This is a genomic window from Rhodococcus sp. EPR-134 (assembly GCF_001647205.1).
Classification (GTDB): Bacteria; Actinomycetota; Actinomycetes; order Mycobacteriales; family Mycobacteriaceae; genus Rhodococcus_F; species Rhodococcus_F qingshengii.
Genome location: NZ_LVCT01000046.1, coordinates 1 through 14,660, shown reverse-complemented (window position 1 = coordinate 14,660; position 14,660 = coordinate 1). Strand labels below are relative to the sequence as shown.

The 14,660-nt window shown below is 64.0% G+C and carries 13 protein-coding genes and 1 pseudogene; 4 read left to right on the top strand and 10 right to left on the bottom strand.

The window, feature by feature from the left end:
- The 3 genes from A2J01_RS02340 to A2J01_RS02330 form a co-directional block, all read right to left on the bottom strand.
- Positions 1-1,506: hypothetical protein (locus tag A2J01_RS02340; protein ID WP_064111782.1), on the bottom strand; the 1,506-nt coding region annotated here is incomplete at its 3' end.
- A 9-nt stretch (positions 1,507-1,515) separates the two neighbouring features.
- Positions 1,516-2,892, bottom strand: a complete 1,377-nt coding sequence (locus A2J01_RS02335) for an ATP-binding protein (protein ID WP_102999408.1) — start codon at positions 2,890-2,892, stop codon at positions 1,516-1,518.
- A 54-nt stretch (positions 2,893-2,946) separates the two neighbouring features.
- Entirely contained in the window at positions 2,947-3,363 is a 417-nt protein-coding gene (locus tag A2J01_RS02330) for a VOC family protein (protein WP_064111779.1), read from the bottom strand.
- Between the two features lie 85 nt (positions 3,364-3,448).
- Between A2J01_RS02330 and A2J01_RS02325 the strand changes: the two genes are divergently transcribed.
- From A2J01_RS02325 to A2J01_RS02315, 3 genes are all read left to right on the top strand, one after another.
- Complete coding sequence (locus tag A2J01_RS02325) at positions 3,449-4,021, top strand: DUF4126 domain-containing protein (RefSeq protein WP_064111775.1); 573 nt, start codon at positions 3,449-3,451, stop codon at positions 4,019-4,021.
- Positions 4,022-4,048: 27 nt separating this feature from the next.
- Positions 4,049-5,017 (top strand): alpha/beta hydrolase family protein, encoded by a 969-nt coding sequence (locus tag A2J01_RS02320; protein ID WP_064111773.1) that lies wholly within the window; start codon positions 4,049-4,051, stop codon positions 5,015-5,017.
- Between the two features lie 450 nt (positions 5,018-5,467).
- Positions 5,468-5,689 carry a hypothetical protein gene (locus A2J01_RS02315; protein WP_003946391.1) on the top strand — a complete coding sequence of 74 codons (222 nt, stop codon included), beginning with the start codon at positions 5,468-5,470 and terminating at the stop codon, positions 5,687-5,689.
- Between the two features lie 76 nt (positions 5,690-5,765).
- Here A2J01_RS02315 and purH read toward each other — a convergent pair whose 3' ends face one another.
- From purH to A2J01_RS02295, 4 genes are all read right to left on the bottom strand, one after another.
- Positions 5,766-7,325, bottom strand: a complete 1,560-nt coding sequence (gene purH, locus A2J01_RS02310; protein WP_064111770.1) for a bifunctional phosphoribosylaminoimidazolecarboxamide formyltransferase/IMP cyclohydrolase — start codon at positions 7,323-7,325, stop codon at positions 5,766-5,768.
- On the bottom strand, positions 7,318-8,037 hold the full coding sequence (purN, locus tag A2J01_RS02305; protein WP_030534875.1) for a phosphoribosylglycinamide formyltransferase: 720 nt from the start codon (positions 8,035-8,037) through the stop codon (positions 7,318-7,320). Before purN ends, purH begins: the two co-directional genes overlap by 8 nt.
- Positions 8,038-8,043: 6 nt before the next feature.
- Positions 8,044-9,576: a cell division protein PerM gene (locus tag A2J01_RS02300; RefSeq protein WP_064111784.1), complete on the bottom strand. Its 1,533-nt coding sequence runs from the start codon at positions 9,574-9,576 to the stop codon at positions 8,044-8,046.
- A 121-nt stretch (positions 9,577-9,697) separates the two neighbouring features.
- Positions 9,698-10,741 carry a DUF5336 domain-containing protein gene (locus A2J01_RS02295; protein ID WP_064111768.1) on the bottom strand — a complete coding sequence of 348 codons (1,044 nt, stop codon included), beginning with the start codon at positions 10,739-10,741 and terminating at the stop codon, positions 9,698-9,700.
- Positions 10,742-10,827: 86 nt separating this feature from the next.
- Here A2J01_RS02295 and A2J01_RS02290 point away from each other — a divergent pair, with 86 nt between their 5' ends.
- Positions 10,828-11,463 (top strand): IMPACT family protein, encoded by a 636-nt coding sequence (locus tag A2J01_RS02290; protein ID WP_003946418.1) that lies wholly within the window; start codon positions 10,828-10,830, stop codon positions 11,461-11,463.
- 42 nt (positions 11,464-11,505) lie between these two features.
- On the opposite strand, the gene sucD is transcribed toward A2J01_RS02290, so the two are convergent.
- From sucD to A2J01_RS02275, 3 genes and pseudogenes are all read right to left on the bottom strand, one after another.
- Positions 11,506-12,408: a succinate--CoA ligase subunit alpha gene (gene sucD, locus A2J01_RS02285; RefSeq protein WP_003946432.1), complete on the bottom strand. Its 903-nt coding sequence runs from the start codon at positions 12,406-12,408 to the stop codon at positions 11,506-11,508.
- 15 nt (positions 12,409-12,423) lie between these two features.
- The gene (gene sucC / locus A2J01_RS02280) at positions 12,424-13,593 is read right to left on the bottom strand and encodes an ADP-forming succinate--CoA ligase subunit beta (RefSeq protein ID WP_003946426.1); all 1,170 of its coding nucleotides are present in this window, start codon (positions 13,591-13,593) and stop codon (positions 12,424-12,426) included.
- Between the two features lie 179 nt (positions 13,594-13,772).
- Positions 13,773-14,660: pseudogene (locus tag A2J01_RS02275) on the bottom strand (hypothetical protein); the annotation flags it as partial.

The window sequence follows — 14,660 nt, the reverse complement described above, 5'->3', positions numbered from 1 at the left end:
CTGGAGTTCGTCGCTGCGAAACCGCGTGCTCACCAGATGATTGAGTGCCAGAGCGGTGCGCTTCATCGGCACCCAGCGATCCTCCATCACCATCGAGAACGACGTGTCCACCAACAGAGCCACAGCAGCCTGACTACGCTGCTCGGTTTCGGCCACCTCGACATCGACGACGCTCAGCCGCACCGGCATTCGGCCCGGGTCACGTAGGACGGCGTTGGTGATGGTTCTCGTGACGTCCCACGGTTCGGTGTCCCCGAACTCCCATTCGCGGGAAGCTCCGGTCGGTTCGCCCATCGCACCGGCCCGACGCGTATCGCGTTGGCCGGTTCGCGACGACAGTTGCCCGGCGACATCGCGCAGAGCAGTCTGCCCGAGCTGTCGCATGGCTTTGGGCGACAAGCGCCATTGACCATCCGGTGAACGATCGAAGAAACCCTGTTCCTGCAAAGCCTTTTCGAGATCGGCCAGGGTGCGAGCATCAGCGGCGGCTTCGTCGCCGAGTTGCCGCGCGAGTAGCTCGGGGTCGATGTCGTCGAGCGCCGCGCCCGCGTATTGCTGCGACAGTTGATCCGCCAAGGATTCCAGCTCGGCGATGTCCTGCAGGGCACCGGTCCCCTCACCCAACCCCATTCCGTTGTCGCCGCGGAACTGTTGCGAACCTTCCCAGTCCTCACCCGGCCGAGCCGCCTGAAGGAACTGGTCGAGTTGACTCAGCTCACTCATCAGGCTCGGATCACCGAACGCCTGCTGCGCCAACGCATCCAACTCGTCACGCTGCTCCTGCGAGAGCGAGTTCCGCAATCGTTGTGCAGCCGCCGCGCGCTGCGCCAAAGAATCCAGAAGTTCGTCGACGTTGCGCGGGTTGTCCGGGAAATACTGCCCGTGCTTGTCTATGAAGTCCGCGAACTGCTCCGCAGTGTCGACGCCCCGAGAGTGCGCGTCGAGCAAGTGATTCAGATCAGCCAGCATCTGGCGTATCTGCTCACGATCCTCGTCGGTGGCGCCCTCGAGTGCCTGCTTCATTCCCGAGAAGCGTTGATCGAGGACCTCTCGCCCGAGCAGATCACGAATCTTCTCGTAATCCGCGCGCGCCTGTTCGCTGCGCCAGTTGTAGTCGGCCAGATCTTGCACGGCCTGAGCTGTCGACGGCGGTAACTCCTCGATCCGCATTTCGTTGAATCGTGCGTCGTCGTCGAGAGCACGTGCCAGTTCTTTGCGCTCTTCGAGCACCGCCTTGTCAAGAAGCTTGCGAACCTCGTCGAGAGTTCCGTCGAGATTGTTGCGGCGCAGCAACTCGCGTCGACGCCGGTTCGCCTGGGCGGCAAGGTCGTCGAGCCCGCGCATGTCCCGGTTGCCTCGGCGCAGGAGCTCTCGGAGGGCATGGCGCGGCGACGTGCCCGACAACACGTCGTCGCCGATTGCTGCCAGGGCCTCGCGCAGATCCACGGGAGGCGCGAGCGGATCGGGACCACCGTCGTAAGGCCCGTACCGCGGATTGTGGATCATCACTGCCCCTTACGAATACACCGAGCGGCCGCCCGGGCCTTGATCTTTGGAGATCCGGCGCGCGAGGTAAAGCCCTTCGAGGGCAAGTTCGGCACCGGCGGCACGCTCGCCGTCGGATTGCGCACCGAGACGTTCGGCTACTTCGTCGAGGACCTCGAGGTCCGGAAGCTCGTCGAGAAATGCCTTGGCCGTGACAGATTCACCGGTGACGATCGTGTTGCCCATCTCCACCGCAGCAACCAGCATCCCCAGGTCGATCCCGCCGAGACGTACCCGAACCGTATCGGCCGTCGCGCGACGCAGCAGGTGCTCGAGCACCTCCAGTTCCCGTCCCTCTTCACCGGATTCGAACTCGACCTTGCCGCGAAGAACCTCGACCACGGACTCGAGATCGACGGGCCGTGCAACAGGATCGGCTTCGCCGAGCACCGCTGCCCGTCGTACCGCGGCGGCACTGACGGTTTCCGCGCCGGCGACGGCAAAGCGTGCCGACACACCCGATCGCTGGTCCACCGAGGTGGATTCGCGGAGCAGGCGAGTGAATCTGGCAAGAATTTCGAGAAGGTAGTCGGGCACCTCCGCGGCCAGGTGCGCCTCCTGCTCGATCACCGCGATCTCGCCCGCCAACTCGACGGGGTAGTGAGTACGGATCTCGGCGCCGAAGCGGTCCTTGAGTGGTGTGATGATGCGCCCGCGGTTGGTGTAGTCCTCGGGGTTGGCGCTCGCGACCAGAAGAACGTCCAACGGAAGCCGAAGCGTGTACCCGCGGACCTGGATGTCCCGCTCTTCCATCACGTTGAGCAAAGAGACCTGGATGCGTTCGGCGAGGTCGGGAAGCTCGTTGATAGCCACGATTCCGCGATGCGCGCGAGGCACGAGGCCGAAGTGAATGGTCTCCGGATCGCCGAGGCTCCGGCCTTCGGCAACCTTGACCGGATCGACGTCGCCGATCAGGTCGGCGACCGAGGTATCCGGCGTCGCCAACTTCTCGGAGTACCGCTCGCTGCGGTGGCGCCAGGCGATCGGGAGGTCGTCGCCCAGTTCCTTGGCTCGACGTATCGAAGCCGGGGTGATCGGCTCGTACGGGTGCTCCCCCAGTTCCGAGCCTTCGATGACGGGCGTCCACTCGTCGAGCAGGAGCCCGAGAGTGCGAAGCAGCCTCGTCTTTCCCTGACCTCGTTCGCCGAGCAGAACCACGTCGTGGCCGGCGATCAGCGCCCGCTCGAGTTGCGGGGCGACCGTGTCCTCGAACCCGACTATCCCGGGCCAGGGGTCACGGCCGTCCCGCAACGCGGCGAGAAGATTCTCTCGTAGTTCTTCCTTGACACTTCGCTGTACGTGTCCGGAGGCGCGTAGCTCTCCGAGGGTTTTTGCGACAGTCACCACTCCACGCTACGAGTGTTTGCGGGGTTTCGCCTCTCGCCGAGGAAGTTCGGTCGCTCAGCCTTCGATGTTCTCGGGATTCATCCAGATGATTTCCCAGATGTGGCCGTCGGGATCCTGGAAGCTGCGGCTGTACATGAAGCCGTGATCCTGCGTCGCGTTACCTTCGGAACCGCCGGTCTCGAGCGCCTTGTCGACGAGGGTGTCGACGGCCTCACGGGTCTCGGCCGAGAGACCGAGCAGCGCCTCCGTCGACGTCGAGGTGTCGGCGATGCCCTTGGTGGTGAAGGTCTTGAAGAAGGGCTCGGCCAACAGCATCACGACGATGGTGTCACTGATAACCATCGACGACGCATTCTCGTCGGAGAACTGCGTGTTCTTGGAGTATCCGAGGCCCTCGTAGAAGGTGGTGGCCTTGCCGAGGTCCTTGACGGGCAGGTTGAGGAAGAACATCGGCTGCGGGTTTGTCGCCATGAAAGGTCCTTTCCGAGACTTTGCTGTGCGCCTTTATTAACCGCCGGCGGTTAATAAAGGCGCACAGTAGACCTAAACTCCACCCATGGATACCTGGGTGTTGCCGGCCATGCTCGGCCTCGGACTCGCCGCAGCGTCCGGAATGCGAACCTTCCTGCCCCTGCTGATGCTCAGCGCTGCCGTCCACTTCGAACTGTTCGGGATCACCGTCGGCGAGTCGATGCGGTGGATCGGATCGACCGGCGCGCTGGTCGCATTGGCAATCGCCGCGGTGGTCGAACTGGGTGCCGACCTCATTCCGTTCGTGGACAACGCACTCTCGGTGATCGGGAACGTCACCGGACCGATTGCCGGAGTGATCGCCGCCTGGGCGGCATTCAGTCATCTCGACCCTGCGATGGCCGCGTTGGCGGGCATCATCGTCGGAGCGCCGACGGCGTTGACGTTCAGCGCCGCGCAGACCGGCACTCGCGCGGTCAGTACGGCCACTACCGGTGGGCTGGCAAATTCCGTCGTTTCCGTCATCGAGGATGTGCTGACTTTCTTCACTTCCTTGATCGCGATGATCTTGCCGCTCCTGATCATTCCCCTGCTCGCCGCGCTCTTGTGGTTCAGCTGGCGTGGCTGGCGTCGTGTCCGGAGTCTGCGCACCGCCTGACCGCACCGACCTGGTAGACAAGTCGTCATGTCCGACACCGAGCTCTCGTTCCAATCCGGCGACGTCACCCTGTACGGGAGTCTTCGCCTGGCCGCCTCACCCGACGCCCCTGCCCCGGCCGCGCTGATTCTGGCCGGCAGCGGCCCCACCGATCGCAACGGCGACAGCGCCCTCCTCGAAGGCGACATCGGAACTCTGCGGTTCATCGCGGATCTTCTTGAAAAACAAGGGATTTCAAGCCTGCGTTACGACAAGCTCGGCAGTGGCGAAACCGCCCTCGGTGACTACGACATCGAGGACATCGCCGATCTCGGCTTCAACACTTTTGTCGACGCCGCCTCCGACGGACTGGACTACCTCGCCGGGCAACCCGGTGTCGATCCCGAGCGCTTGTTCGTGGTCGGACACAGCGACGGCGCCGTAGTCGCACTGGCTCTCGCCACCGCGAAGGAGGGCGCCAGAGTCAGTGCCCTCGCACTGCTCGAGCCACTGAGCGTCAGACTTCTCGATCTACTCACGACGCAGATTCACCGCCAGCTCGATGCGGTCGTCGGCGCCGGTCAGTTGCCGGTCGAACTGGCTGACGAACTGCGCGTCGCGCTCGCCGATGCCGTCGAGTCGCTGCGATCCGAGGGCACTGTTCCGGATGACCTGCCCGAGCCGGTGCAGAATGCGGGACTCGTACACGCCAATGCCAAGGCACTCGCCGAGGAAGACGCATTGGACCCGGTTGCGCTCGTGGCGGCGCTACCGGCGGGCATGCCCGTTCTCACGAGCTGCTCGGACAAGGACATCCAAGTCATTCCCGCCGATGTCGCGGCACTCGACGCCGCGCTCTCACATACAGCGCTGACTTCCGTGCGGATGCGCAACGCCAACTTCGTACTCAAGGACATCGGCGACGAACAGTCCACCGGTGCCGACTACGTCGCGCCGCTTCCGTACTCGGCAGAGTTCTCGGAGCCCTTCACAGCGTGGGTCCGTTCGTTCTCCTGATCACGTACAGACCGAACGTCCTCTTTTTCAGGTAGAAAGTTCCCTCCGCGAACCATCGCGGAGGGAATTCTGCTTTCTACGCCTGACCTGCAATGAAGACTCTTTCAATCCAGCGAACCTGGGGACAGAAGTCACCCGGAGTTTACGTTCGCGGCGCTTTTTATTGGTGCGAACCCTCGATCCGTGCTGTACGGTCATCCATTAACCAGCAACGCCACACAGAAAGGAACGGACATCATGTCGCTACACCCGCACGTCGTATCCGTACCTTCGTGGCGCAGCTGCACCGCAGACAAGCACATTTTTTCGGCCGCAATGTCGGCCAAGCACATGGGCAACAAGCGCGGTGTACCCCGAGAATGATCCCCAGTTTCACCGGATTCGTTCTCGGCACCCAGGGCAAACGCCTCGGGTGCCTTTTCTTTTACCTTTCACACGCAGGAGCTCCACATGAAACTTCGAGTCAACCAACTGTCCATCGCGCCGCCGTATGTCGATCTGCCCGGTGACCTCACCGGATACGCCGTCACCCTGGATCTTTCACACTCCGATGCGGCCCACGAAGCTACCCTCGGCGCATTGATCAGCGAGATCCGCAGTCGCGGAGCCTCACGCGTCGTCATCACCGGCTCACCCCGCGAACTCCAGGGCACCCACAGCAGCGCCGCCTGAAAGACCCGGGCGGCCTGAATGCAGAACGGGCCCCGAACTCCCGTTGAGGAGTCGAGGCCCGCTACCGACGCAGGGGTCAGTGCGCGAAGTGGCGCGCACCGGTCAGATAGAGAGTGACACCGGCTTCCTTGGCTGCGGCAATCACTTCGTTGTCGCGAACCGAACCACCCGGCTGCACAACAGCCTTGACGCCGGCGTTGAGCAGCACCTGCAGACCGTCAGGGAACGGGAAGAACGCGTCCGAAGCCGCAACCGAACCTACGACGCGGTCACCGGCTCGCTGAACAGCCAGATGCGCTGCATCGACGCGGTTGACCTGGCCCATGCCGACGCCGACAGAGGCACCGCCGGAGGCCAGCAGGATCGCGTTGGACTTCACCGAACGGCTGGCGCGCCAAGCAAATTCGAGGTCAGCGAGAGTCTCGGCATCGGCAGCCTCACCGTTGGCGAGGGTCCAGTTGGCCGGGTTGTCGCCGTCGGCGTCCAGGACGTCGCGCTGCTGGAGCAAGGTACCGCCAGAGATCGGACGCAGTTCGATTCCGGTAGCGGTCGGAGCGGCTGCCTTCAGAACACGAATGTTCTTCTTACGCTGCAGAACCTCGACAGCTCCGTCTTCGTACGAGGGCGCGATGACGACCTCGGTGAAGATGTCGGCGATCTGCTCGGCCAGTTCGACGGTGACCTCGCGGTTGGCAGCGATCACACCACCGAAAGCACTGACCGGATCGCATGCATGCGCCTTGCGGTGGGCGTCGGCGATGTCGGTGCCGATGGCGATGCCACACGGGTTGGCGTGCTTGATGATTGCGACGGCCGGATCAGTGAAGTCGTACGCTGCGCGCCACGCTGCGTCGGAGTCCGTGTAGTTGTTGTACGACATCTCCTTGCCGTGCAACTGCTCCGCCTGAGCCAAACCTGCAGGCGCAGCCGGGTTTTTGTACAGCGCGGCGTCCTGGTGCGGGTTCTCGCCGTAGCGAAGAACAGCGCTGCGGTTCCAGGTCGCACCGACCCAGGCCGGGAACAGCGAACCGTCCTCGTCAGCTGCGATCGTGCTCGTCATCCAGCTCGCAACCGCGACGTCGTACGACGCAGTGTGCTGGAAAGCCTGCGCTGCAAGCACAGTGCGCTCACGCAAGGTGAATCCGCCACCGGCAACGGCAGTCAGGACGTCGGCGTACCGAGCCGGATCGACCACGACGGCAACCGACGGATGGTTCTTGGCTGCAGCACGCACCATCGACGGGCCGCCGATGTCGATCTGCTCGACGCACTCGTCCGGGCTAGCGCCCGAGGCAACCGTCTCGGTGAAGGGGTACAGGTTCACGACCACCAATTCGAAGGTCGCGATGCCGAGTTCCTCGAGCTGAGCGAGGTGATCCGGCTTGCGGGTATCGGCGAGAACGCCGGCGTGGACGCGCGGATGCAGCGTCTTCACACGGCCTTCGAGGCATTCCGGGAATCCGGTCAGAGCCTCGACCGGGGTCACGGGGATTCCGGCGTCGGCGATCTTCGACGCGGTCGAACCGGTCGAGACCAACTCGACACCGGCCTCGTGCAGGCCCGTGGCCAGCTCGATCAGACCACTCTTGTCGTAGACGCTGACAAGTGCACGGCGCACAGCCTTGCGTTCACTCACTGGGGATCACGGCCTTTCGTCCATCGGAAACCACTCCGCGCGTAGCAACAGCGGCGATGACGTCCGCCAACAACCGTCGCTCCACAATTTTGATGCGTTCATGCAACGAAGACTCGGTGTCGTCGTCATGCACCGGCACAGCTTCCTGCGCCAAGATCGGCCCGGTATCAACTCCGCCGTCGACGAGATGCACCGTGGAACCGGTGACCTTCACGCCGTACGCCAGAGCGTCGGGAACCGCGTGCGCGCCGGGAAAGGCAGGCAGCAACGCGGGATGAGTGTTGATGATTCGGCCGCCGAAACGCTCGAGAAAGCTGGGGCCGAGGATTTTCATGAAGCCTGCACTGACCACGAGATCGGGTTCGTACTCGGCCACTGCTGCTGTCAGCGCCTCGTCCCAGGCGGCACGATTTTCGTAGGTCTTGATCGAGACCTTGAAGGACGGGATCTTCGAATCCGCAGCGTGCTCGGCGGCGAGGCAGTCACGATCTACACCGACGGCAACGATCTCGGCGGGGTATCCCTCGGCATGCGAAGCGTCGATCAGCGAAGTCAGCAGGGTTCCCGCGCCGGAAGCGAGTACGACTACCCGCGCGACAGAGTCGCGAAATTGGACCCTGTCGGGCATTGTCGGCTGCGGATTGTCGGCCGAGGCAGTCAGCGCACTACTCCTGAGAACTGGAAGATGATGCGGCCGGAGTATCGGCCGCATGACAGCCTAGTCGCTGGACTCCTGCGGCTTCGAGGGCAGGTCGGTCTCCGGCTCGGCCCCGGCTGTGGGGTCCGCCTCGGGTGCCGCGACAACCTCCGCGTCGACTACTTCGATCTCGACGGTTTCCTCTGTCACTACCTGCACGGGTTCGCCTGATTCTTCGACAATTTCGGCTTCGACGACCTTGGTCACTACCACCGCAGATTCCTGGGCGAGCACTTCGTCGGCGTTTTCGTCGTCCTCGCCATCCGTTGTGGCCGCGGCCGTGATCGCAAGTTCGGGCTCGGATTCTCGAGCCGGTTCAGCCGTCGGCGGCGCAACCTCGTCCTTCATGTGTCCGCGGTGTGAGAACCACATCGCGAACAGCGCCGAGACGGTTCCGAACAATCCCAGCCACGAAAAAGTTAGAAGACCGAAGCCCCACCACAGGACCTCGACGGTGCCGAACTGCCCGAGGTCTCCCCCCGCAGCAAGGGCAAGCAGAGCCATGACGACGCCGGCACCGGCAGCTGCCGTCAGCACCGCGAGCACACTGTCCTGCCCGGCGATGCGTCGAGCGCAATCACGGCCGAGCATCACACCCACCGCAGCCGGAACGATCAACAGCACCGGCCAGATTCCGCCGGCGACGCCTTCCGGAACCGCTCCGAGAAGGGGCAACGGTGGCAGATCTCCACCGATGTTGCCGAACACGCTGATGGAGACGTTGCCGAAATCGGCCGTCGATCCCGTCATCACCGCGGCTGCACCGACCACGAGGTTCGGCAGATAGAGCAGCGACAACACCGTCAATCCCAGCACGCCGACAAACCCGTTGCCTCGTGCGAGTAGGTCACCGACCGTCGACCACGACACGAGTAGTGACACCACGACGGCCACGGCGCCCGCAGCCAGCAGCGCTGCCGACGCGGCCGCGGCCGGACGAACAGCGGCAGATGCCCACGGCGGAATCTCGGCGACGACGCGATCCCAGTGCGCAGCAGCAACACCGACGGACGCGGCGATCAGGTGAATCCCGGCGACCCAGCCGAAAGCGGCCAACGTGTTGGGGCTCGACAGCGGAATTGCCGCGGAGGCGTCGGCGACAACGGCGAGAGCGATTGCCGTGATAGTCAAGGGCCCGGCTACTGCCGCCCCCACCAGGCGGAGGGTGTCGTCACGGGAGTCGGTGTGCACCGCAGTCGACGCGCATCGGCGTGCAACCACCCACATCATGACGGCCGTCGGAAGCAATGGCAGTACACCGAGTTGGACGCCGCTGATAGTCGCCGGCACCTGGTGGATGACCAACCAGGTGGTGGCAATGGCGCCGAAGGTTCCGGTCAGGTCGCTGCTCGCCGATACCAAAGTGACCACGACGACAGCCGCGATCAGCAGCATCGTCAGGCCCGACGGTCGGAAGGCGACGGTCAGCAGCTTGCGCGCCAGGTCCGGGTTCGGTCCCGGGCGACCGCCGCCGACGCGGCCGCTGCCAGTACGACTACGTCCGGGTCGTGAGGACGTGGGACGGGACCGGGTGCCATCAATCAAAGAACTCATCCCCTCGAGGGTTTCACTCGACAGTGCGCCGCGCACTCAGGCGCGCCGTCGGGCTCACGGAATGTGGCCTCCACCCGCAGCGGGTCGGAGGCCACATTCATGTTCGTGAAACGAAGAAGTACTACTGCTGACGCTCGTCGGGGTTCTGCGAGCCGAAGACCTTGGTCTCGGCCGCGGAATCGCTGCTGCCCTGGTCAGGTTCCGCAGACGGCGTCGGCGCTTCGAAAGTGGGCGGCTCGAAGCCCGTCGGCTGCTCGGTCGAGCCAGTCTGCTGCTGGTTGTACGGCTGGCCGTAACCGCGTGGAGCGGTGAACTGATCCGACGAGTAACTCGGGTTCGGCTGGCCACCGGGCTGAGAGGTCAGCGGATAGTAAGACGACGTCGTCGCGGCCGACGAGTCGGTCTGTCCGGGATTTTGCACCGGGTTCTGCCCGTAGGGAGACGCAGTCTGGCCGTAAGGCGGCTGCGAAGCGGTCGGGTCGACGGGGGCGGCGTGCGCTCCCCCGTATCCCTGCTGCTGCGCCTGCCCGTACTGCGGATTCTGCTGGTACTGGCCCGGCTGCTGAGCCTGCTGAGGCTGGCCGTACTGAGCCTGTCCGTATCCCTGTGGCTGACCTGGCGCCTGGCCCTGGGGCTGGCCGTAAGGCTGCTGCTGACCGTACTGCTGAGCTACCGGTCGGGGCGCGGGCGCCTTCAGGATTCCGATCTCGAACAACAACGCGGCGACTGCGACGACGGTCTGCACGAACGAGAGGATCAGCACGATGATCAGGCCCCAACCGAGGCTGATGTCGACGTAGTCGCTGGTACCGACGGAGAACGCGGCGAACACCAAAGCGAAGAAACCCGTGAGGGTGAGCGCTGCGGCAATGCCTGCATACGACTGCTTCGGGAGGAGCGATACGCCCGCAACCACACCGCCGGCGAAAACGAATCCGAGGCCGTAGATGCTCGATTCGAAGAAACTCGAACTGGTATCCAGGCCGCTACCGATGCCGCTGCTGCTTCCACTGATCGACGTGAAGGGCGCAAAACCGAGCAGGAAATTGATCAGGCCGAGTGCCGCGACGGCGATGAGCAGGATGAATCCGAGATTCTTGGTTCCACCGCCCGCTGCCGGCTGATTCGGTGGCCCGAAGCTGGGCCCTTGCGGCGTGAACGTCATGACTTCTCCTCGTAGACGGTCTTCGATGGTTACCAGCGTATGTGTCTCGACTTCGCACGCTAACACCGACAGGAGACAATGGGCAGATGCCCTTCACCCTCGCGCCCGGCGCCGACCACGTCGTCGAAACCGAGGTGAAGCACTCACGATTCATCGCCGCGCTTCACCGAGTAGACGACGCCGAAGCCGCCACGGAGTTCGTCGCGGAGCAGAAATCGCTGTATCCCGATGCGCGCCATCATTGTTCGGCTTTCGTGATCGGATACGAGGCGAACTCACGCGTCGAACGTGCACACGACGACGGTGAACCGGGCGGCACTGCCGGGGTGCCGATGCTTCAGGTTCTCAAGTCTCGAGATCTGGTCGATGTGATTGTTGTCGTCACGCGCTATTTCGGCGGAATCAAGCTCGGCGCCGGTGGATTGGTCCGCGCGTATTCGGGAGCGGTCTCGGTGGCTCTCGATTCGGCCGAGCTTGTGGCCAGGGAGAGAAAGGTCCTGCGCACTTTGGCGATCCGGCACTCAGAGGCCGGTCGGGTGGAAGCGGAGCTGAGAGCGCGGGGCGTCTCGGTGCTCGGAACTACGTATGGATCGAAGGCGGTGATGACGCTCGCCGCCGGTGACGCCGACGATCTCGATTCGATCGTCGCATCCATCACATCCGGTGCCGGGCAGTTGGAACCTGCCGGGTCGATGTGGGTCGATACCACTGTGCGTGGTTAAGGAGTCCGGAGACTCCCTAACCACGCACGGGGGCGAAGCCCCTTACAGGGACTGAAGAATCTCGCGAGCGAGAGCAGCGGTAGCGGACGGCGTCTTGCCGACCTTCACGCCTGCAGCTTCGAGAGCTTCCTGCTTTGCCTGAGCAGTTCCCGAGGAACCGGAGACGATGGCACCGGCGTGGCCCATGGTCTTGCCTTCGGGAGCGGTGAAGCCTGCCACGTAGCCGACGACCGGCTTGGTGACGTTGGCCTTGATGTAATCGGCTGCACGCTCTTCGGCGTCGCCACCGATTTCACCGATCATCACGATGACCTTGGTCTCGGGATCCTTCTCGAACGCCTCGATGGCGTCGATGTGGGTGGTTCCGATGACCGGGTCGCCGCCGATGCCGATGGCGGTGGAGAAGCCGAAGTCACGGAGTTCGTACATCATCTGGTAGGTCAGGGTGCCCGACTTGGAGACCAGGCCGATGGGGCCGGTGCCTGCAATGTTGGCGGGCGTGATGCCGACGAGGGCCTCACCCGGGGTGATGATGCCGGGGCAGTTCGGTCCGATGATGCGGGTCTTCTTGCCCTTGGACTCGTTGTACGCCCAAGCGTAAGCGGAGTCCTGAACCGGGATGCCCTCGGTGATGACCACGAGGAGCGGGATCTCCGCGTCGATGGCCTCGACGATGGCGTCCTTCGAGAAGGCCGGGGGAACGAATGCGATGGAGACGTCTGCGCCGGTCTCCTTGATTGCCTCTTCGACCGTCGCGAAGACGGGGAGCTCGACAGGGGAACCGTCAGCTGCAACGTGCGAGACCGTGGTGCCGGCCTTGCGAGCGTTGACGCCGCCGACGACCTGGGTGCCGGCCTTGAGCATCAGAGCGGTGTGCTTGGTGCCCTCGCCGCCGGTGATGCCCTGGACGATGACCTTTGAATCCTTGGTGAGGAAGATTGCCATTGTTCTGTGAGTCCCTTACTTCGCTGCGTGAGCGAGTTCGGCGGCCTTGTCGGCGGCCTCGTCCATGGTTGCGACGACCGTGACCAGCGGGTGGTTGGCCTCGGCGAGGATGCGACGACCCTCTTCGACGTTGTTTCCGTCCAGGCGAACGACGAGCGGCTTGTTGGCCTCGTCACCCAGGGTCTTCAGTGCGCCGACGATGCCGTTGGCAACTGCGTCACACGCGGTGATGCCGCCGAAGACGTTGACGAACACGCTCTTGACCTGTGCATCGTTGAGGATGACATCCAGGCCGGCAGCCATGACTGCAGCGGAAGCTCCGCCGCCGATGTCGAGGAAGTTGGCGGGCTTGACGCCACCGTGGTTCTCGCCGGCGTATGCGACGACGTCCAGCGTGGACATGACCAGGCCTGCGCCGTTGCCGATGATTCCGACCTCACCGTCGAGCTTGACGTAGTTGAGGTCGTTTTCCTTGGCCTTGAGCTCGAGGGGATCGGTAGCGTCGCGATCCTCGAATGCCTCGTGGCCGGGCTGACGGAACGCTGCGTTCTCGTCGAGGGTGACCTTGCCGTCGAGGGCGAGGATCTGATCGTCAGGCGTACGAACGAGGGGGTTGACCTCGACGAGGAGTGCGTCTTCGCCGATGAAGACCTCCCACAGCTTCTGGATCGTCACGGCCGCTGCGTCGAGCACCTCTGCGGGCAGCTTTCCTGCCTCGGCGATGCTGCGCGCGAACGCGAGGTCGACGCCCTTGACTGCGTCGACGGGGATCTTGGCGAGAGCGTCGGGGTTCTCCTCGGCGGTGACCTCGATCTCGACGCCACCCTCTACCGAGCACATGGCCAGGTAGGTGCGGTTGGTGCGGTCGAGCAGGAAGGAGATGTAGTACTCCTCGGCAATGTCACTTGCCTCTGCGACCAGCAGCTTCTTGACGACATGGCCCTTGATGTCCAGGCCCAGGATTGCCTCGGCGTTTGCCACTGCGGCATCCACGTCGGGCGAGTACTTGACGCCACCGGCCTTGCCGCGGCCGCCTACCTTGACCTGTGCCTTCACCATCACGGGCTTACCGATTTCTTCGGCAATCTCGCGTGCGCCGGCGACTGTGTCTGTAACACGTCCAGCCGAAGTCGGCACTCCGTGCTTGGCGAAGAGTTCCTTCGCCTGGTATTCGAAGAGATCCATCTGCTCACCGTCTCGTCTGCGTTGTCACCCGCTCGAGGGGTAGGAGCGGGTCTGTTCTGGACTTTAACCAGTTGCCGCGTTCGGTTTGCGCCCGCATTGATGCTATGTGGCCCAAGTCACGCGCAATTGCCCGATGAGGCACGCCTCACCGATTCGGCAAGGTGGCCACACCGAATTTGTCAAGCATCAGTCTCACTGATTCTTGCGCTCGAGAACGCTGCAACGAGAAGCAACACTATGCCCGTGGCCGCTGTGATCGCACCCACCCCCACGGTTGCGTCCGATATGCGCGATGACGTGAGTGGCCACTCACCGACGTACACCAGAGCTGCCACGGCAGATCCGATCAGCAATGCCGCGCCCCGCGACGGCCGCGCGGACGCTGCGATCACAGCGGCGATCACGACGGTGACGCCGACGAGCAGTTGACCCCAGACGTCAATTCCCCACGGCCACTCCAGAACTGAGGCCGCCGTATAGGCGTCGCCCTGATAGAGGGGAAGCGCGGTTCCGATCAGGACAGCGACGGCGCCGATCCCACCGACGATAAGCACCAGCCCTCGCGAACCGCCACCTACCGACGTGTCGACATCCTCACGCTCGGCGCTTCCCGCCAGCCAGACGAGCAGTCCCGTCGCCGCAGCGAGGAAAGCCGCGCCGCAGAGCACGAAGGCACCGGCCCCCAACCCGACGCCCGGTACGTCCGTGGCGATGACAGCCGACTGCATGACAGCGGCGACTCCCATCACGACCGTGGTCCACAACACGCCGACGGCCGGCCGCACCACCGCGGCGCGGCCCGGGGCGAACAAGCCCAGACCGGCGACCAGCAGTACAGCAGCCGCGAGCAGGACAACTCGAGACGAGAGCATGGACGGTTCGGGGATGTTCTCCGGCAACGACAGGACCGGAAGTGCCACCCCCAGGGCCGCCACTGCTGCGGTGACAACTGCGCCGATACCGGCAACGCGGTGAAGTCTGTTCACCCGCGCTTGCGCCGCCCGGGACTGAGCCACCATCGCCGCTTTCAGCGCACCCTTTGTCGTCTTCGCGGGTGCGCGAACCAC